Genomic DNA, 19799 nt, shown 5'->3' on the forward strand with positions numbered 1-19799 from the left:
CCTATATAAATAGAACAATTTGGAGTTAGTAGTACTATCGATTTTTTCCTTTTAAATTGAAGAAGGAAAAAATCATTAGTGTTTAAGTTTTCTTTAAGAGGTTTGACGTATGATGATTGAATAAGTATATCGAAATTTAAACATAGATAAGATTAACGACAAAACATCTCAATGGGAGAAATGATCTATTGTGGGTAAATTCAAGTTAAAGTTATCGTTTCTTATTATTAGTGTGACAACTATTGTTGTCCTCGTGACATCTAGTATTAGTATTTGGATTAGCTATCGTAATTTCAATGAAATTTTGAAGGAACATAAAGCAAATGTACAAGAAACTTATGTAATGGAAGTCTCGACAATTACAGAAAGCTATTTACAAGATGCTAAGACAGATGACCATTCATTAGAGCCGTATACGCAACAAATAGTTGATACTTTACTTGGTGAAGGAATAGTGTCCTTCAATTTGTTTTTTAAAAAAGTCCTAGGCCCAATCATAATAGTTATAGCAACTATTATGGGGTTTGCTATTTGGTTTGCTATCAAAATTACACAGCCTCTTAAAGAGCTATCGAAAAGGATTGAAGTAGATGAAGGAGCACAAGGGATTGAGGAAATCGCTGATTGGTATGATGAGGTAAATTTATTGAAAAAGAATGTTCAAAATATGATGATCTGTTCGGAAAGTAAAATCAATGACTTAACAGAGCAGTTGAACTTAGATTCACTAACAGGGATTCTTAATCGCAGAAGAATGGATCAAATTTTACACAAATTAATTATTGATAAGGATCCCCATGCCATTATCTTAATAGATTTAGATGATTTTAAAAGTATAAATGATACATATGGTCATACTGTAGGGGATGAAGTTTTAAAAGCCTTTGCGATGACTATGCAGAGCAGTGTCGGGGAAAAGGGTTTTTGCTTTAGATTTGGCGGCGAAGAATTTATGGTCATCTTACCTTCTATGAATATAGAGGATGCAGTTCAACTAGCGGAAAGTCTCCGAATTAAACAAGGTTTACAAGAAACTGTGTGTGGGAGACCTGTGACAATGTCTGCTGGAATTACGGCTTTTACCCCTAATGTCCAGAGTCCCAATCAATTGATAGAAATTGCAGATCATGCTTTATATAAGGCTAAACAATCTGGAAGAAACTGTTTATGTGTTGTAAGTAATATGAGACAAATGATTGTTAAATAATATTAAACTATACAAGCATGCTAGCACTTGACGCTAGCATGTTTTTTCATGTGTCCTTAGGGGTAAACGCTTGTTTCGTACTCTTTTTCATGTGCCTGTAAGACATTTTGAAAAAGTTCTGTGGTTTCCTGAGATGGTGACACATTTAATTCTGTTAATAGAAGGCTATTAAACGAATGATATATTTTTATAGCTTCTGCGCGATTTCCAATTTCAGTATAATGTTGGATTAATTGCTGCACGATTTTGTCGGAATACGGATTAAACTCTAAAGCAAATAACAATGAACGCTCTCTGTTTTTAAGATTCTGATTTTTAGAGTAATAAAGTATCAATTCATCAAGTAGTTGACTAAATTGTTTATTCATCAAATTTGCTTTACTAGTAGTCCATGCATAGTCCATTGTTGCCATAAACTCACCATGGTAATTTTGGATGAGTTCCTCAGCTTTTTCAATATTTAATCTTCCTGTTTCAGCTTTGGTATTTAAGATATCCTCCAAATCAAAGGCATCACATTGAAAATCGTTTAGTTTCAGAATATAGCAGCCATTCGCATATTCAATGACATCCGTGTAGCCATAAGCTGAAAGTGTTGTACGTAAGTAGGAGACAGTAGTATGCAATTGTACTCTGGCTTTTTTTACATCCGTATCACTCCAAAGTGAATCTAAAATGTTATCACGAGGTACTGGCATATGAAGCTGTAAAAATAGAAAGGCAAACAACTCTTTTGTTTTAATTGTTCTCCAATGAATTACTTTTTCATCAAAAGAAACGACAAACTCTCCAAAGCATCTGATTTGAAGCATAGGCTTTTGATGCGTTCGAGTTTTCTCCGATGATAGTTCTTTTTGGAATAGCTTTTGTATTCTGTTAATTGTCATTTCTAAGCGAGATTTTGAAACTGGCTTTAATAAATAATCAAGAGATTGTACATCAAATGCCTGAACAGCATAGTCTCGATAGGCAGTTACAAATATGATACAGATATTTTTATCCCATGTTTTTAACAATTGTGCTACTTCTAATCCGCTCATACCGGGCATTTCAACGTCTAAAAATGCTACTTGAAAGTCTAAGGTAGGTCCTTCTTTCAGTACATCCTTTGCTGTAGTAAAGGTTCGAATGACCTCTATGTTATCAAATTCATTTAAATGTTTTTTCATACTAACCAGAGCTAATGGCTCATCGTCCACGACAATTACCCGAATCACATAAGGAACCTCCTTTTCATAAATATGGCTGTATGATCAGATTGAGATATCTATTATAGATCCTTTGTATGGGTGAGTGGGAGCTGTTTGTTGCTGAGGTAGTTCTTTCAGTAATTCAATTGCTGTAGTTGTGTTTAAATTAAGAGCATTTTGCATGACACTCATCTGTACTGTTTGTTGGAGCTCCATCAGCTGAGATGACATAAGTGAATTAACCTCCATTTTTATATTCCCTCCTTTTCTTTTTTTATCGGCTAAATATAGCAAATATCTAATATAAAAAAGTCCTAGACAGCCCTACTAAATTATAGTTTATACGCAATAAATTGATTAAATTACTAAAAAATTAATTGAAATTGTATATTTTTCCGTTTTTATAGTAATAATTCCTAATATCAGGCAGCTAGTCCTGAGTTATTAATTTGCAAACTTATTGTTGCTTACATAATAGAGCGTTCAACTCTAGTGTGCTAGCAACAGATTTGCAACAAATAATAAAATGATGGAGGTATTACTAAACATGAAGAAAAGAGCATTAGCTTTAGCGGTAGTATTGACTTTTGGTGTGAGTCTCTATGCTAGTCCTTCCTTTGCTAAGGACAAATCGCCAGGTAATATACTATGGGCACTCCCGCAAATTTATAATTTAACTGTAGGTGAGTTCCAGCAATTAAATGAAAAGGATTCATTATGGTTTTACCCAGAGCAAGACTTAGTAAAAGACACGTCAAAAGCAGAAGAACCGTTGGGGGATGAATATGTCATCAAGGGTGGCGATACTTTATTTTCAATAGCTCGTATTAATAATGTGACAGTAGACGATTTGAAAAAATGGAATCACCTTGCTTCAGACTTGATTTTAGCTGGTGAATCGCTAGCTATTAAAGCGTCAGCTGCAAAACCAAAGCCAAAAACTTCCGAGGGGATTGCAACAGCTACTAAGCCTACTGCACCAGCCAAAACAAAACCAGCAAGTGCTCCAGCAACTGTTTCTGGTAAAACATTAACAATGCGTGCTACTGCCTATACAGCCTATTGTGAAGGCTGTTCAGGAATTACAGCCAATGGAACAGATATAAGATCGAATCCTAATTTAAAGGTAATAGCTGTAGATCCACGAGTTATTCCACTCGGTACGAAGGTTTGGGTGGAAGGTTATGGTGAAGCAATTGCTGCTGATACAGGGGGAGCTATTAAAGGAAATAAAATCGATGTATTTATTCCTACTGAAGGACAAGCACTTCAGTGGGGTGTCAAAACAGTAACGGTAAAAATCTTAAATTAATTATGGAAGGGGTTTCTCGAACTTTGGGAAATCCCTTTTATTTTGGTTGATTTTCCTATTCAAGCTCCAATGAAATAGGAGCCATTATAGAAGCATAAATGACTAATTGTGCATAAGTACTGAAGAAATTGGAAATCATCAGAAAGAGAGGAGGTATTTTTATGAAAAAAATAAGCTTAATGAGTCTTTCTTTACTAATTTTTGTTGCGGGTTGCAGTTTTTTTGATAAGAAAGAGGAAAAAGTAGCTGTCAATGCATCTTCCCCTTTAACAGCTACTGCAAAAGTGATTGGTGCTAACAATGAAAGCTATGGCAATGCATATCTTCAAGAGGAAGATAATGGCGTTATGATGACGCTTGCATTAACAGGCTTACCACCAGGCACACACGGTATCCATATTCATGAAGTAGGAAAGTGTGAGCCACCTAAATTTGAATCAGCAGGAGCCCATTTTAATCCAACAAACAAGGAACATGGTAAATTAAATCCTAATGGCTATCATTTAGGGGACCTACCAAATTTGGAAATTGGTGAAGATGGCAATGTGGATCTTAATTTTTTAGCTGAGGGGTTAACTTTACAAAAGGATCAACCTAATTCGCTATTAGATAGTGATGGAAGTGCTATTGTCATTCATGAATCAGCGGATGATTATAAAACAGATCCTGCTGGTAATTCTGGAGCAAGAATAGCTTGTGGAGCCATTCAATAGTATAGAATGTATGACTGTATCTGTTTGTTTTCAGATGCAGTTTTTTATATTCTATTCATTATTTATACAGTTAGAATAGTTATTTTATTTTATTAAAAAAAGAAAATATGAGTTTATTATAGATATAAAGGGGGTAATTAAATAAAGCTATAGCTCTGTAAATTAATGGGTGGTAAGTAGTTTTGTATAATTATAAAAGTCTGAATTTACTATAAATATATTGACATTATTATACTAAGTTTGTTAATTTTAAATAGATTCTTAAAAATAACCAAAGGGGGAAGGTTACTATGAAGAAGAAACAATTTAATCTAATAATGCTATTAAGTATCTTTGCGCTTATGATATTAGCCGCATGTGGATCAGATAGTGGGAGTGGTTCGAAGGACACTGGAGAAGACTCCGAATCAACCGAAAAACCTAAGTTTTTAAGTTTATTAACAGGTGGCACACAAGGTACTTACTATGCGCTTGGAGGTACGTTTGCTGATTTAATTACCACTGATACAGGCATTAAAACTACTGCAGAGGTATCTCAGGCATCTGCTGCCAATATGACTGCTTTACAAGAAGGAAAAGGTGAGATTGCATTTGTTCAAACGGATATTGCTTATTATGCTACTGAAGGTAAGATGATGTTTGATGGCAATAAAATTGATACAATTTCAGCTTTGGGTGCGCTTTATCCAGAAACAGTGCAACTTGTTACAACTGAAGCTTCAGGTATTAAAACATATGCAGATTTAAAAGGTAAAAAAGTATCAGTGGGTGCGCCAGGTTCGGGTACTTACGCAAATGCTGAACAATTACTTGAAATCAATGGATTAACAATGGATGATATCAAGGCACAAAACCTTGATTTTGGTGAATCAACAGATGGTCTTCAATCAGGTCAAATAGATGCTGCATTTATTACAGCAGGTACACCAACAGGTGCTGTTGAAGCGTTAAATGCTACAACGAAAGTGAATATTATCGGTTTAGATGCGGGTAAAGCTGATGAAATAATTGCTAAATACCCTTACTATGCAAAAGACACAGTAAAAGCTGGTACTTATGGTATTGCAAACGATGTGGAGACAGTTTCAGTTCTGGCTATGCTAGCGGTGAAGAAGGATCTTCCGGAAGATGTTGTTTATTCAATGACAAAAGCTATTTATGATAATACAAATAAAATTTCTCACGATAAAGGAAGATTTATTAAGGCAGAAACAGGTTTAGATGGTATTAGTATTGACATTCATCCAGGCGCACAAAAATACTTTGATGAAAAGAAATAGTGTAAATAGTGCTTGAAACTTTCTAAAAAATACGAAGGGGCTCGTTGCATAAAGCTTCGAGTCTCTTTCTTACTTTTAGGATATAGGATTAGGCGAATAGCTTTTAAAGTGGGGGAATAGGTCGAATGCAACAGAGAAAATTCATCATAACAGTCCTATTAAGTATCTGTCTATGTATTGTCATATTTCTTCCTCTTCAAAAGGTGTTCACCTTTACAGAGACTCGTTTATCCCATCCTAAAGTGCACTACATACCCATTTTAGATGAGCAAACCTTTCAAATAAGATACACCCACTCCATACATAAGTCAGATGTATTGGAATCCTATCAATATATAAAAGGTAATCGTATTGAAATGCTTGAAATGGAATATGAAGACTTAGCTATTGGTATGCCAGGCTATGCCGAGGAAAATCAAACACTTATTCAACGGAACGGTAAATATGTTCTCCAATTTAACAATAGTGCCATACTTGATAATTTTACGATCTATATAGGTGATTTAGATTTAAGTCTGGTATTCAATTATGCAGAAAGAGAATATGATTTAAAAAAAGATTTACAGAGGGGTAAATCCTATTTATTTGAAATTAAGCGTTTGTCGCTTTACGAACAGTGGAAAGGAGTAAGGATGAAATGACAACACAAGAGAAATCAAAGAAAGAAAAAAAAGTAGAAGAATTTGAGCAAATTTCTGCTGAAGAGCAACAAGCCATACTTGAAAAATATGATATAGAGTCCAATGTAAGAACCATTTCAGGTGTAATGAAGCATGTTATTTTCTATGGCCTTTTAGCATTTTCGCTATTCCAACTTTACACAGCTATTTTTGGGCAATTTCCTGCTCAAATCCAACGTACCATCCACTTAGGCTTTGGTTTAACATTAATTTTCTTATTATTTCCAGCGAGAAAAAAAGCACCCAAGCATAAAATTGCCTGGTTCGATTATATTTTAGCATTACTAGCTATTGCAGTAGGTTCATATTGGTCTATGAACTATACAGAACTTGTAAATCGCAATGGCTCCATTACACAGGTAGACTTTATTGTTGGGCTAATAGCTGTTGTACTAGTTCTTGAGGCTGCTCGACGTGCTGTAGGGTTGCCAATTACAATTATTGCAATCGCTTTCTTGATTTATGCTTACTATGGCCCGTATTTCCCGGCATTTATGGCGCATAGAGGACAGGATTTGGAGAGTATCGTCAATCTTATGTACTTTACAACTGATGGGATATTCGGTACACCGATTAGTGTATCAGCCACATTTATTTTTGTATTTTTACTATTCGGGGCATTTCTTGTGAAAACAGGGGTTGGCCAGTATTTTAACGATCTAGCAGTTGCACTAGCTGGAAAATTAATTGGTGGTCCTGCGAAGGTAGCTGTATTCTCAAGTGCACTTCAAGGTACGATTTCTGGAAGCTCTGTAGCTAACGTAGTAACGTCAGGCTCCTATACAATTCCAATGATGAAAAAACTAGGCTATCGAAAAGAGTTTGCTGGTGCTGTGGAAGCAGCTGCATCGACAGGTGGCCAACTTATGCCGCCAATTATGGGGGCTGCTGCCTTCCTAATGGTTGAATTTATTGGTCGAGGGATTACGTATTGGGATATAGCAAAAGCGGCAGCTATTCCTGCTCTTTTATATTTTACAGGTATTTGGATTATGACACATTTCGAAGCAAAAAGAGTTGGTCTAAAAGGTCTGCGAGACGATCAAATGCCAAATCGTCAAGAGGTATTTAAAAAGATTTACCTTCTATTACCGATTGTGGCGATTATCATATTAATGCTAACGGGTACAGCAGTTATGCATGCTGCATTATATGGAATTATTATTTCGATTGGTGTGGCTATGTTTAATAAAGAAACCCGTCTTAAACCAAAAGATGTGATTGATGCGTTGGTGGAAGGTGCTCGAACTGCATTAGGTGTCGTTGCAGCTACTGCTTGTGCTGGGATTATTGTGGGTGTCGTTGTAAAAACAGGACTAGGTTTAAGTTTAGCAAATAGCTTAGTAGCTTTAGCTGGTGGGAGTATTATTTTGACACTTATTTTTGTCATGATTGCATCGCTTATTCTTGGGATGGGTGCACCAACAACAGCTAACTATGTGATAACATCGACAATTGCTGCACCAGCAATAGTGGCATTACTATCTCCAAATACACCACAAGAATTAGTGCCAGTAGTTGTATTACTATCTGCTCATTTCTTTGTGTTCTATTTTGGTATTATTGCAGATATTACACCACCTGTAGCCCTGGCTGCGTTTGCGGCATCAGGTATTTCTGGTGGTGACCCTATCAAAACGGGTGTAAATTCAGCGAAACTTGCGATTGCGGCATTTATTATACCGTATATGATTGTTTTCTCCCCAGCATTATTAATGATTGATACAACCATTCCGCAAATTTTATGGGTAGTATTTACTGCTATCACGGGAATGGTGGCGATTGGTGCAGGGGTGATCGGCTACTGGTATCGTAAACTTTTCTGGTTTGAAAGAATTATTTTGATTGCGGCAGGACTATTACTAATCTATCCAGAAAAATTCTCAGATTGGGTAGGTTTAGGAATATTTATTGTGATGTTTGTAATTCAATTTCTATCCCATAAAAAAGGAAATCATCCCGATAATATGAATGGCAAAACGGGAGTTTCAGTCTCGTGAATTTTTGGTTTGCATAAAAATCTGCTCATTTAATAACTATTAATGAGCAGATTTTTTTTAAAAAAGGTTAAATTCGTTTTAGAAATCATAAGAATCAGGGGCATTTTTAATCTAATTTTGTGATAGGTTTTATAGTTATAATGCATAATGTATATAATTTATTGCAATTTACTAAAAATCTATTGTATAATCATTTTATCAGAAAATTCAATAAATAAGGAGTGGTACGATGGGAAAGTTGTCAAATTCAAAGTTTGAGACGTATTTAATGGATCAAGAATTCGATTTGCGTGAAGAGGAAGAGAAAAATGAGGAGCAAATGGTGAAGATTCAATATGAAGAGTATCCAGAAGGGTTTTTTACAAGTTTATAATAAAAATTTGATGGGCTATGTTGAAAGTATACTAACTTTTAGCATAGCCCATTCTATTTTATACCTCTATTGATAAATGGCTTTTTCAGTGCATATGAATGTAATATATGATTCAAATAAGTGAATTAGGTCTGAAGACATATGTACTTTTCTGAAAAAGATTCATGTATAATGAGAAACAAAAATGCGTATAGAGGTGTAGTTATGTCGAAAGCTTTAACAGTAGAAGAAACGATTTATCAATGGTTTGATCATTTTCATCAATATCCCGAAGTAAGTTGGAAAGAGTTTGAGACTACTAAAAAAATTGCTTCCATACTGGATGAATTGCATGTTAGTTATCGTTTATTAGGTGATATACCAGGATTAATAGCTGAAATTGGGACTGGTAATGAAATTGTTGCAGTACGTGCTGATATTGATGCTTTATGGCAGGAAGTTGATGGGAAATGGCAAGCAAATCATTCGTGTGGACATGATGCGAATATCTCAATGGTTCTTGGTGCATTATTACTACTGAAAGATCGCACCTTACAGCATCGTGTTCGTTTCATTTTCCAACCTGCTGAAGAACTAGGAAATGGCGCGTGCGCAACGTTTGATAGAGGCGCAGTTGATGGAGTATCACATTTATTTGGTGTTCATTTAAGACCAATAGAAGAATTACCACTTGGCAAAGTTTCGCCTGCGATTCATCATGGTGCTGCTTATTTTTTAGAGGGATCTATTCAGGGTATAGATGCACATGGTGCTAGACCACATCAAGGTAAAAATGCTATAGATGTTATTATGGCCGTGCAACAAATGCTACACAGCATTCATTTATCACCATTTGAACCTCATTCTGCTAAATTAACAAAAATTATTGCAGATGGGGGTAGTACGAATATTATTCCTGGTAATGCTAGTTTCTCAATGGATGTTCGCGCACAACACAATCAACAACTTGAATTGCTGCGCAGTAAAATTGAATCTGGCTTGAAATCAATTCAGCAACAATTTGAAATAGATATGAGTTGGAAGTGGATAGATTTCACACCAGGTGCTGAAGTTTCCCCAACTGCTGCGAACATGGCGAAGAATGCCATCATTGAAGCTTTGGGGGAAGAGCATTTAGCAGATGAAATAACAACACCGGGCAGTGATGATTTCCATTTTTATACAGTTAAAAAGCCGGAATTAAAAGCGGCAATGATTGGAATTGGTGCAAATTTAACACCAGGATTACACCACCCTAAAATGACATTTGATCGTAGTGCCTTAATTGATGCTGCGGAAGTACTTGCATGTGTATTAGAAAAAAAACCTGAATAAAAAAATTATAAAAAGCTATATGAAAAAATGTAACTATTTTTTCGTATAGCTTTTTTGCATGAACATTTTTAATAATGCATGGATATTCAAGGGTTTGCATTGTTTTTTATTGCTACTTGAAAGCGTTTTATTACGCTAAAATAAAGGGATTTGCTAGGGAAGCATAAATTTTTTGCGTTGACTTTTAATTTTTTGAATATTAAGCTAAAAAACGTAAAAATTTATTTGCGTCTTGAAAAAACCGAAAAGGGATTTGGTGCAAAAAAAGGGGATGGAAAAATGAAAAAGGATATTAATGCGGGCTGGGCACTACTAACTTTTGCAATTATGATTATTACTATGTTAATTACAGTAGTTGTTTTAGAGCAAAGTCCTCACGTACCTCTTCTTGTTGGCACAACTGTAGCAGCAATTGTTGCCAAAATGCATGGATATAAATGGGCAGAAATTGAAGAGATGATGTATAAAGGGATTCGTCTGGCATTACCTGCCATTGTTATTATTATTTTAGTAGGTTTGACAATTGGAGCATGGATTGGCGGCGGTGTCGTAGCAACGATGATTTTCTACGGTCTAAAGTTAATTTCTCCAGCGTGGTTCCTAGTGACAATCATGCTGTTATGTTCAATTGTGTCATTAGCTATTGGTAGTTCATGGTCTACAATGGCGACTATTGGTGTCGCAGGGATGGGTATTGGTTTAAGTATGGGTATTCCAGCGGCTATGATTGCTGGTGCTGTTATTTCGGGTTCATACTTTGGAGATAAGATGTCACCCCTATCAGATACAACGAATCTAGCGGCAGGATTAACAGGTACTAATTTATTTGATCATATAAAGCATATGCTTTATACAACAATTCCAGCGTTGATTATTTCACTTGTTGTTTTTGGATTTTTGGGTAGAAAATTTGCAGAAGTTTCAATGCAATCTGAAGAAATTTTAACAACTTTAAAAGTGATGGAAGAAAGCTTTGTTATTTCTCCTTTACTATTACTAGTTCCAGTCGGAGTTATTGTATTAGTAGCTAAGAAAGTGCCAGCAATTCCAGCTTTAATTATAGGGATTGTTTCAGGTTTCTTACTACAAATTTTTGTACAAGGTGGTTCAGCAGCTAGTGCAGTACATGCATTACAGGCTGGCTTTGAAATCTCTACAGGTAATCAAATGGTAGACGAGCTATTTAACCGCGGTGGTTTAGATTCTATGATGAATACGGTTTCAATGACGATTGTAGCGATGACATTTGGTGGTATTTTAGAGTATTCAGGAATGTTAAAGGCATTAATGAATGTAATTGTGAAGTTTGCCAAATCTACAGGAAGTCTTATTGCTTCAACGATTGCAGCTTGTGTAACGACTAACGCAACATGTTCTGAGCAATATATCTCAATTGTTGTTCCTTCACGTATGTTTGCAGGTGTCTATCAACAACGTGGTTTACATTCTAAAAATCTATCTCGTGCATTAGAGGATGGAGGAACCCTAACATCTGTTTTCTTCCCTTGGAATACTTGTGGTGTGTTTATTTTAGCAACTTTAGGTGTAAGTGCAATGGAATATGCACCATATGCAATTCTTAACTTTGCTGTACCAATTATTTCTATTATTTATGGATATATTGGATTTGCTATTGTTAAATTAACGCCAGAAGAAATAGCAGAAGCTGAGAAGCGTAAAAAGGCGATAGAAGCAGAAAATGCGGATAATATGGTAATGGCTGACTAAAATAAAAAATTCTCGTAGATCCACGTGTATCTACGAGAATTCTTTTATAGAGCAGTTTAGTAAGTTGCAAAATTCAATTGGTAAATTTTGCGAGGACGTCCTTGCTGATGGGTCATTTCTTCACCAACAATATTTACATAACCATTATCAACTAATTTTTTAATAATACGCTCTGTAGTACGTCGTGTTACTTGGAGGTATTCAGAAAGATTTTGAGATGTAAATTGAGCTGACTGTCGTTCGTTACTGAAATTGATTATTTTAGAGATATTCAATGGACTTAAACTTGTAAGCTTAGCCATTTGTAAAACATAAGGATCATCGGTTTTTAAAGAAATTTTACCTTCTGTATTCGGGAAAGGCCCTAATAAGTTTTTATGTTCATCAAGAATATAAATCTCAAAAGGTTTAGTAAATGTTAAGGCATGCTGAGCATTTTGTGTGGCCTCCAAAATGGAATAGCCATAGCCAAATGCTAGTTTAAATGGTTGTGCAACTTGCTGTATGAGCTGTTCTAAGTTTTCCTTTTCTAGAGCATTTTGAAGATGTCCAGCAGTTGTATATAGCTCAAAGGAGTTCGTTGAAATTTGCTTAAAAGTTGAAAAGGTAGCTTTCGCAATTTGATTTAAAACAGTTGATTCAATGGAAGTATTTTTAGGGATTTCTAAGAGACCCACTACAGCCTTGAAAGCTTCTGATTTCGTTAATAGTGATTTTGATTTTGTTTCTTCAAGGCATTGAATAATTGACTTAGTAGCATCTAACATTCGCATTGAGGGTATTTGAAGTGCTTGTAGTTCATCAAATACACTATGAATACTTGTAATGACAAAATCAATACTTTTAGAATTCCACAGGGCGATATGGCGTTTTAAAATATTCTCAGTTGGTTCAGTAATCGAAATATGCTGAACATGTGGCTTTTGACCACGAAATTCTATTTCTGCTAAAACATTATCAACGAATGCAGGATTCATTACATCAATGGATATCCTGTCGATAGCTACAGCATGTTTGGCTACTAATGATAACAATGTTGTAGAAATGGTTGTTTCATCTTGCTTAATATAATTCCAAGGGATTGGAATATCTGAAAGTAATGATTGAGTGTGTAAATAGGGTAATGTTCCTCCGAATAATATTGCATCACATGGTTTTATTTGCTTCATCAAAGTAGGCGCTTCAGAGGGGTGGCTGTAAAGATAAAATTCTAATTGAATACCGGCTATGTTTTGTGCGATACTAATAATACGCTTCATAAATGCTTTTGAACATATAATCGCTATTTTGGTAGACATGGGCATCGATCCTTTTCTATTTTTTTAAACATTTAGCGACGTATTAGCGACAACTTAAACGACAGAGGAGACTGATTACGATGAAAATTAAACAAGTAGAAATTTTTGCTATACATTTACCGCTAATTGATCCATTCATCATTAGTTATGCTACATATGATACAATGCCTTCCATTATTTTAAAAGTAACTACCGATACAGGTGTGGTAGGGTATGGTGAAGCTGTTCCTGATGAACATGTAACAGGTGAATCATGGGAAAGTACATATGCTGTGCTAAAACATCAGCTTGTCCCAGCTATTATTGGGGAAAGTCCAATGGCCTTTGAAAAACTACATGATAAAATGAATAAAGTTGTGAAAGATGTACCAGCAGCAAAAGCAGCGATCGATATTGCTTGCTTCGATATTGCTGGGAAAGCCTTAGGGGTGCCTGTATACCAACTCTTAGGTGGACGTTATCATGAAAAATTCCCAATCACACATGTACTAAGTATTGGAACACCTGAAGCAATGGCAGAAGAGGCAGCTAACCGAGTAGAAATGGGCTATCGTTCTTTTAAAATGAAGGTAGGTACAGAGGTACTTCGTGATGTAGCTCGTATAAAAGCGGTACGTGAGCGAGTAGGCGAAGACATTGCTATTCGAGTGGATGTAAATCAAGGTTGGGGTAATGCAGCCACTACATTACAAGGTTTACGAGCTATGAAAGATTTAAATATTGATTGGTTAGAGCAACCTGTCGATAGCGAAGATATTGATGGAATGGTAGAAATTAAATCAAAGTCTGATGTGACATTAATGATTGATGAAGGACTACGAGGCGTACGTGAAATGCGTGATATTATAGCCAAGCGTGCAGCAGATAAAGTAAATATTAAATTAATGAAGTGTGGTGGCATTTATCCTGCTATGAAGCTTGCTGTGATGGCGGAAATGGCAGGAATTGAATGTCAAGTTGGTTCCATGGTAGAGTCGTCAGTTGGTTCTGCTGCAGGTTTCCATGTAGCATTTTCTAAGAAAATTATGACGAGTGTAGAACTAACGGGTCCATTAAAATTCTCAAAGGATGTTGGGAACTTACATTATGATGTACCATTTATTTGCCTAAATGAAAAACCAGGATTAGGTGTAGATGTAGATGAAGCTGTAATCCAGGAATTATGTAAGTTTTCAACGGTTGTCACAGCCTAAGGAGGCGTAATATGGAAATTATTTATGATGGTAAGCTTGGTGAGACACCGTTTTTTGTTATAAAATTAACGCTCCAGCATTTACAACAAATTGAAGAGCTACAAGTTGAGGTTTATGAGGCTTTAGCAGACCAAAGTATCCTACAACCCTTAAGCACAGAGGAATTTGAGTATATTTTAAATGGTCATGGAATGATGATAGGTGCGTATGTAGGGGAAGAATTGATCGCATTTCGTGCACTGTTAAAACCGCCTATTGATGAAGAACACCTTGGCTATGATTGTGGAATTGCAGAAAACGAATTTCAACGTGTTTTATATCAGGAAATATCGAATGTTTCACCAAAATATCGAGGTTACGGATTACAGAAAACATTAGCTACAGTAGTGATGGAAAATATCGATTTAGAAAAATATGATTATGTTTGCTCCACTGTAAAGCCATATAATATTCCGAGCTTAAAGGATAAATTCTCGCAAGACCTCGTTATTAAAGGGTTGAAAATTAAATATGTAGATAAGCTTCGTTATATTTTTTATAAAGACCTACAACAAGAGAAGTCCTCGAACTTTACAGAAAAACAAGTGATATCGATGGGAGATACGACTGCGCAACAGCAACTTTTAAAACAAGGTTTCCTTGGCACGTCTATGTTTGAAGAAAACAACGATTGGTTTGTAGTATACGAAAAATAAAGCACCAAGCCTTACCTTTCACATTTGTGGAGGGTAAGGCTTTTTTAAAAGGCTCTTTTATTTTTTTATGGGGCAAAAACCACAAGCCATTAAACCTGGGATATCTTTAGAAAAACAGCATGATTTTCTTACAGGTACATTGACTAAAGTAGTAGGGCTAAGACCACCTGTATATTGTGCCCACCAAGATTTATTGGAGAAGCGTGCCCATGTTTTCGGGTCCTCTAAAGCCTCAATATCCTCCATGGCTTGATCGGCTAAGCCAGGATTAGATAATAATATATGATAATGCCATAGCAAATAACCAAAGAAATTTTCCCAAATGGTAAGAGGGGAAATGGAGGTTACTTTACGAAGCTGTTGGACAATGACATGGCCATCGTAAAGAATTTTTTCAATAACAGCTTGGCGTTCATCTTCTTCAACGTAGCGCCAATCATTTGGATTAGCAAACATGGCAACAGTAAAGCTATTAAATTCCTTTGCAGCATCAAAACGCAATTCAAGTGGCTTACCATCCCATACTTCGTCATAAGCGGCAAGCATATAAAATTGCATAGCAAAAAACATCCCATAGCGGCGTGCAAAGTGAGAAATAGCTGCTGTTTCTGTTGCTGCATCTGTTATACCCATCATAAGGTTTAAAAAATCAGGATGGTAAAAGTCTTTATGTATATCAGCTAAAGTAAATAAAGTCCGCTTAGGTTCAGTTGTATAAATACTGTACGAGTTTAATTGTTGAACTTGATCCATGGTTAAAGCTGGCATAGTTATCCTCTTTTCCTTTGAACATCTGTTAACTTCATTATAAAGTAATCATTTTTGCTTCACAAATGGAATATCATGTAGTAAAATACATTAAACATATCAGAAAGGTGGGTTTTAGGGTGTTGCAACTTCATACAATTCCAAGACCACTTGTTAGACTGAACCAGTGGACGATTCTTCTGAGTGTCATTTTATCATGGGTATCAGGAATTACCTGGATATTAGTAATTCCACTAGCTGCAAATTTACTAGGTATTTTATGCAACTATAACCCGATACTTCGTGTAGGGAAGCTCTTTTTAACAAAGGCCCCATCTACATATATACCAGAGGATGCTCAGCAGCAAAAATTTAATTCCAGTATTGCTAGCCTTTGTTTAGCAGCTGGTTTATTCGGTTATCTGTTACATTGGCAGGTTGTTGGTCATATCTTTACTGGCCTGGTTGCAATTGCATCATCCATCGCAATAGCAGGATTTTGTATAGGCTGTTTTTTACATTTTCAGTTGAAGCAATGGCAGTACCGACGCTCACTAAAAAAATCTTTTTAAAAAAGTAAAAAAATGATTAGATTATGATTGACATTTTAATTGATAATGATTATCATTATCGTATAAAGATTATTCCTCGTCTACAATACAGTGTAGAGAGGATGAACTTTAGCTACTTTTCTCCAGAAGTTTGCTAGTTCATGATTACGCTCCTAAAACCCCCCTCATTTTTTGGGAACGTGAAAATCTCAGACGACTTATTCTAAATTTAGAATAGAGTCGTCTTTTTTTGTCAAAAAACAGCCCATATAATGGACTGCTAGGAAGTTGAGTTTTGTTGCAAAGCATTCTTTTTCCCGATAATCATTGTATAGTAACTATGTAATAGCATACCGACAATGATGACTCCGAGACCTGCAAGTGCAATAGGGCTAGGGAAGGCAATTCCTAATAGTAATACCTCACCAATAATAACAAAAAGAATTTCTGTTGACTGAGTTGCTTCCACAGCGGCTAGCTTGCCTTGATGGTCTCTTACGCGATCCGTTGCTATGAAAAATAAAACTGTTGCTATAACGCCTGAGCTAATTCCAACAAGCAATGATTGGAACATTTGACTTGCTGAGGGAAGTCCTATTGTAAGAATGGCATAAATAGCCATGATAATCCATGCTGGCATTGAAGCAATGGTCATTCCTAACACCCGTTGAAAAGTATCGATTCGTCCCCCGCAAACTTCCATCATTTTACGATTGCCAAGAGGGTAAGCAAAAGCTGCTACGATGACAGGTAAAATACCAAGCATTAAACTTCTAAACGATACTGATTGTGCATGAGGTATTTGTATAAGCAAAATACCTACTAAAATGACACATGAAATAAGCAAGGATACGAAAGGTATTTTTTGTCTCACTGTTTTACCAGCAATGATCGAAACAAAAAGAGGAGCTAATAATACACCAGCAACGATTGTAAACTGCCATGTACCTGAAACCAACCAACCTGGACCAAAAGCAGCAGCAAATGTTAATGGCGCATAAAATAAAACAAATCCAACAAAGCTCCAAAGTAGCCATGCTATAGGCTGTGCTTTTATTTCACCAGAAAGCTGTGAAAAGCCCTTACGATAAAAGACAATGATAAGCAAGAAAGGGAGCATAAAAAAATATCGTAATGATGCACTCCATAGCCAACTACCACCTTGCATTTCCATTGCATGATTTAAAATAAATGTCACGGCAAAGAAAAGGGAAGCTAAAATACCTAATGCAATTTCTTTCATAAACATCACCTCAATTTGAGCTTATAACCTCAAACCCTTTATGTAATTTGAAAATTCAGTAATTATAGCTGAAAAAATTACGAAGAGAGGACAAACCTCTCTTCGTAGCTATGAAAATTTTTCATGATTCTTTAGGTAAATGCGTTAGAAATAAGCTCACTCAAAATTAAAACTATTATTTTGCTTGCTGTTCAAAAAGCTGAACGATTTCTATGATAACTTGAGTTGCTTTTTCCATTGTTTCAGCGGAAACATATTCGAATTTACCATGCATGTTTTCGCCACCAGCGAAAATATTTGGTGTTGGAAGGCCCATATAGGATAATTGTGAGCCATCTGTACCACCACGAATCGGCAGGGTATTCGGTGTAATATCTAATTTTTCCATTGCAGTACGTGCAATGTCAACAATTTCTTTTACAGGCTCAATTTTTTCACCCATATTGAAGTATTGATCTTCAATGGTAATGCTCAGTGCATGCTCACCAAATTGTGCTTGAATTTTAGCTGCAGCATCACGCATTAATTGTTTTTTCTCCTCAAACTTTTGGCGATCATGGTCACGCACGATATAAGAAAGCTCAGTATGCTCAAGAGCCCCTTTAAAGCTCATTAAATGAATGAAACCTTCATAACCTTCTGTCTTTTCAGGAACTGCGTCAGCAGGCATTTCATTTTGGAAGGCGATGGCCATTGTAATAGCATTCACCATTTTATTTTTTGCTGAACCAGGATGGACGCTAGTGCCTTTTGTAATTACTTTTACGCCAGCGGCATTGAAGCTCTCGAATTGTAGTTCGCCAAGTGGTCCACCATCCATAGTATAGGCATAGTCTGCACCGAAAGCAGCGACATCAAATTTATGTGGCCCACGACCAATTTCTTCATCTGGCGTGAAGGCTACACGGATTTTACCATGCTTAATAGTAGGATTTTTAATGAGGTACTCCATTGCTGTCATAATTTCAGCAATCCCTGCCTTATCGTCAGCGCCTAATAATGTAGTACCATCTGTTGTGATAAGTGTTTGGCCAACATAGTTTTTAAGCTCTGGGAAGTCAGTCGGAGACATAACTAAGTTTTCGTTTAACTGAATATCTCCACCATCATAATTATCTACACGCTGTGGCTTCACATTTGTGCCTGTATAGTCAGTAGCTGTATCAACATGGGCTAAAAAGCCGATAGTTGGTACTTCTTTATCTGTATTAGCTTCTAATGAGGCAAATAAATAGCCATTTTCATCTAATGTAATGTCTGTCAAACCAATTTCGGCAAGTTCGTCTTTTAAAACATGTAATAGGTCAAATTGTTTTTGTGTAGAAGGAGTTGTTTCGCTTGTGAAGTCTGATTGTGTATCAATTTTTGCATAGCGTATTAATCGCTCAATTACTTGTTCTTTCATAAGTATGGCCTCCTAATGTATATATGTTAAAATTCTTTGTGCATTCACAAAGCCGATTCCAGACGCAATTATGCCTTGGCATAATTTATATTATTGTAACACTTTACTTCGGATTTCGGAATATTGAAGGATACTTAAAGCAATAAGTAGTTGGGCGCTATAATAAGTCAACATGATAATTTCATGAGAAAATGCTAGTGGCATGACAAATTTGTTAATAGCTAAATAAGAGTCAGATGCAATAAACAATAATGCACCACTTGTTGCCAGCGTAGAGCCAGTTTTTATAGCTGTCCAGCCCATTGTGAGTATCACAGAAATATAGGCGATTACTGCAATACCAAGAATGGTTTCGCCTGTTTTAAAGACGGATCCCGCAATCCATATAGCCATACTTGCTCCATAGAATAATAAAAGTATTTTTGCCCAAGTTGGTACTTGCCGTTCATTTGCAGTAGAGAAAGCGAAAATATAAAAGATATGCCCGATAAGAAAGCTAGTTAGACCGATTAAAAACCACTGCAATGTATAGTCTCCAATCATGCAGAATACAAGTCCAGCAATAATCAAAAGTTGGTACTTTTTAATATGTAACGGCTTCTGAATCGCAGCTAAAATAATGATGAGCAACATAGGAATCACTTTAAAGATGAGTTTTAAACTTTCAGCAATATGGGAAAAGAGAAAAATATAATAAAGACCCAATAAAATAATGACACCTATTAATAATTTTTTTAACAAATTTTTCAGCTCCTTTCCTTTTGAAATTCAATATTTATGGTAGAATTCCTTTCTGTACAACGTATGTATGAAACTTTTTTAGTATGTAACCGTAAAGTAAGTAGTGAGAAAGAAGAAGAGAGGATGAAC

19 protein-coding genes are annotated in these 19799 nt (G+C 35.9%); 12 read left to right on the forward strand and 7 right to left on the reverse strand.

Annotated elements, in window-relative coordinates:
• The first annotated feature begins 190 nt into the window (after positions 1–190).
• Positions 191–1207 (forward strand): GGDEF domain-containing protein, encoded by a 1017-nt coding sequence (locus PSR12_RS01740; RefSeq protein ID WP_274771329.1) that lies wholly within the window; start codon positions 191–193, stop codon positions 1205–1207.
• Positions 1208–1263: 56 nt separating this feature from the next.
• Here the strand turns inward: PSR12_RS01740 and PSR12_RS01745 are convergent, their stop codons facing one another.
• Together PSR12_RS01745 and PSR12_RS01750 are read right to left on the reverse strand one after the other, a co-directional pair.
• Positions 1264–2424: a response regulator gene (locus tag PSR12_RS01745; protein WP_221679041.1), complete on the reverse strand. Its 1161-nt coding sequence runs from the start codon at positions 2422–2424 to the stop codon at positions 1264–1266.
• Positions 2425–2460: 36 nt separating this feature from the next.
• A complete protein-coding gene (locus PSR12_RS01750) occupies positions 2461–2646 on the reverse strand; it encodes a putative motility protein (RefSeq protein WP_004229797.1) in 186 nt (61 codons plus the stop codon).
• 298 nt (positions 2647–2944) lie between these two features.
• Here PSR12_RS01750 and PSR12_RS01755 point away from each other — a divergent pair, with 298 nt between their 5' ends.
• The 8 genes from PSR12_RS01755 to nhaC all read left to right on the forward strand — a co-directional run bounded on the left by PSR12_RS01755 (position 2945) and on the right by nhaC (position 11797).
• Positions 2945–3709 (forward strand): 3D domain-containing protein, encoded by a 765-nt coding sequence (locus PSR12_RS01755; RefSeq protein WP_221679043.1) that lies wholly within the window; start codon positions 2945–2947, stop codon positions 3707–3709.
• Between the two features lie 161 nt (positions 3710–3870).
• Positions 3871–4422: a superoxide dismutase family protein gene (locus PSR12_RS01760; RefSeq protein WP_004229793.1), complete on the forward strand. Its 552-nt coding sequence runs from the start codon at positions 3871–3873 to the stop codon at positions 4420–4422.
• 290 nt (positions 4423–4712) lie between these two features.
• A complete protein-coding gene (locus PSR12_RS01765) occupies positions 4713–5702 on the forward strand; it encodes a TAXI family TRAP transporter solute-binding subunit (RefSeq protein WP_112117189.1) in 990 nt (329 codons plus the stop codon).
• A gap of 125 nt (positions 5703–5827) precedes the next feature.
• Positions 5828–6343 carry a DUF1850 domain-containing protein gene (locus tag PSR12_RS01770; protein WP_274771331.1) on the forward strand — a complete coding sequence of 172 codons (516 nt, stop codon included), beginning with the start codon at positions 5828–5830 and terminating at the stop codon, positions 6341–6343.
• On the forward strand, positions 6340–8382 hold the full coding sequence (locus tag PSR12_RS01775) for a TRAP transporter permease (protein ID WP_221679047.1): 2043 nt from the start codon (positions 6340–6342) through the stop codon (positions 8380–8382). The genes PSR12_RS01770 and PSR12_RS01775 overlap by 4 nt, the downstream gene beginning before the upstream one ends.
• A 229-nt stretch (positions 8383–8611) precedes the next feature.
• The gene (locus PSR12_RS01780; RefSeq protein WP_274771333.1) at positions 8612–8755 is read left to right on the forward strand and encodes a hypothetical protein; all 144 of its coding nucleotides are present in this window, start codon (positions 8612–8614) and stop codon (positions 8753–8755) included.
• A 204-nt stretch (positions 8756–8959) separates the two neighbouring features.
• On the forward strand, positions 8960–10069 hold the full coding sequence (locus PSR12_RS01785) for an amidohydrolase (RefSeq protein WP_221679051.1): 1110 nt from the start codon (positions 8960–8962) through the stop codon (positions 10067–10069).
• A 279-nt stretch (positions 10070–10348) separates the two neighbouring features.
• Complete coding sequence (gene nhaC / locus PSR12_RS01790; RefSeq protein WP_112118021.1) at positions 10349–11797, forward strand: Na+/H+ antiporter NhaC; 1449 nt, start codon at positions 10349–10351, stop codon at positions 11795–11797.
• 56 nt (positions 11798–11853) lie between these two features.
• Here the strand turns inward: nhaC and PSR12_RS01795 are convergent, their stop codons facing one another.
• Positions 11854–13095, reverse strand: a complete 1242-nt coding sequence (locus tag PSR12_RS01795) for a PadR family transcriptional regulator (protein ID WP_221679052.1) — start codon at positions 13093–13095, stop codon at positions 11854–11856.
• An 80-nt stretch (positions 13096–13175) separates the two neighbouring features.
• On the opposite strand from PSR12_RS01795, the gene PSR12_RS01800 reads away from it, so the two are divergent.
• The gene (locus PSR12_RS01800) at positions 13176–14288 is read left to right on the forward strand and encodes a mandelate racemase/muconate lactonizing enzyme family protein (RefSeq protein WP_221679053.1); all 1113 of its coding nucleotides are present in this window, start codon (positions 13176–13178) and stop codon (positions 14286–14288) included.
• Between the two features lie 11 nt (positions 14289–14299).
• Positions 14300–14983: a GNAT family N-acetyltransferase gene (locus PSR12_RS01805; RefSeq protein WP_221679054.1), complete on the forward strand. Its 684-nt coding sequence runs from the start codon at positions 14300–14302 to the stop codon at positions 14981–14983.
• Positions 14984–15040: 57 nt separating this feature from the next.
• Here PSR12_RS01805 and PSR12_RS01810 read toward each other — a convergent pair whose 3' ends face one another.
• Complete coding sequence (locus PSR12_RS01810; protein WP_221679055.1) at positions 15041–15751, reverse strand: Fe-S oxidoreductase; 711 nt, start codon at positions 15749–15751, stop codon at positions 15041–15043.
• A 119-nt stretch (positions 15752–15870) separates the two neighbouring features.
• Here PSR12_RS01810 and PSR12_RS01815 point away from each other — a divergent pair, with 119 nt between their 5' ends.
• Positions 15871–16302 carry a DUF4395 domain-containing protein gene (locus PSR12_RS01815; protein ID WP_221679056.1) on the forward strand — a complete coding sequence of 144 codons (432 nt, stop codon included), beginning with the start codon at positions 15871–15873 and terminating at the stop codon, positions 16300–16302.
• Positions 16303–16561: 259 nt separating this feature from the next.
• Here the strand turns inward: PSR12_RS01815 and PSR12_RS01820 are convergent, their stop codons facing one another.
• The 3 genes from PSR12_RS01820 to PSR12_RS01830 all read right to left on the reverse strand — a co-directional run bounded on the left by PSR12_RS01820 (position 16562) and on the right by PSR12_RS01830 (position 19670).
• Positions 16562–17524 (reverse strand): DMT family transporter, encoded by a 963-nt coding sequence (locus tag PSR12_RS01820; protein ID WP_221679057.1) that lies wholly within the window; start codon positions 17522–17524, stop codon positions 16562–16564.
• A 175-nt stretch (positions 17525–17699) separates the two neighbouring features.
• Positions 17700–18929: a peptidase T gene (gene pepT, locus PSR12_RS01825; protein ID WP_221679058.1), complete on the reverse strand. Its 1230-nt coding sequence runs from the start codon at positions 18927–18929 to the stop codon at positions 17700–17702.
• A 90-nt stretch (positions 18930–19019) separates the two neighbouring features.
• The gene (locus PSR12_RS01830) at positions 19020–19670 is read right to left on the reverse strand and encodes a lysoplasmalogenase (RefSeq protein WP_004229764.1); all 651 of its coding nucleotides are present in this window, start codon (positions 19668–19670) and stop codon (positions 19020–19022) included.
• Positions 19671–19799: the final 129 nt, after the last annotated feature.

It is taken from the genome of Lysinibacillus sp. G01H, from assembly GCF_028872195.1.
Classification (GTDB): Bacteria; Bacillota; Bacilli; order Bacillales_A; family Planococcaceae; genus Lysinibacillus; species Lysinibacillus capsici.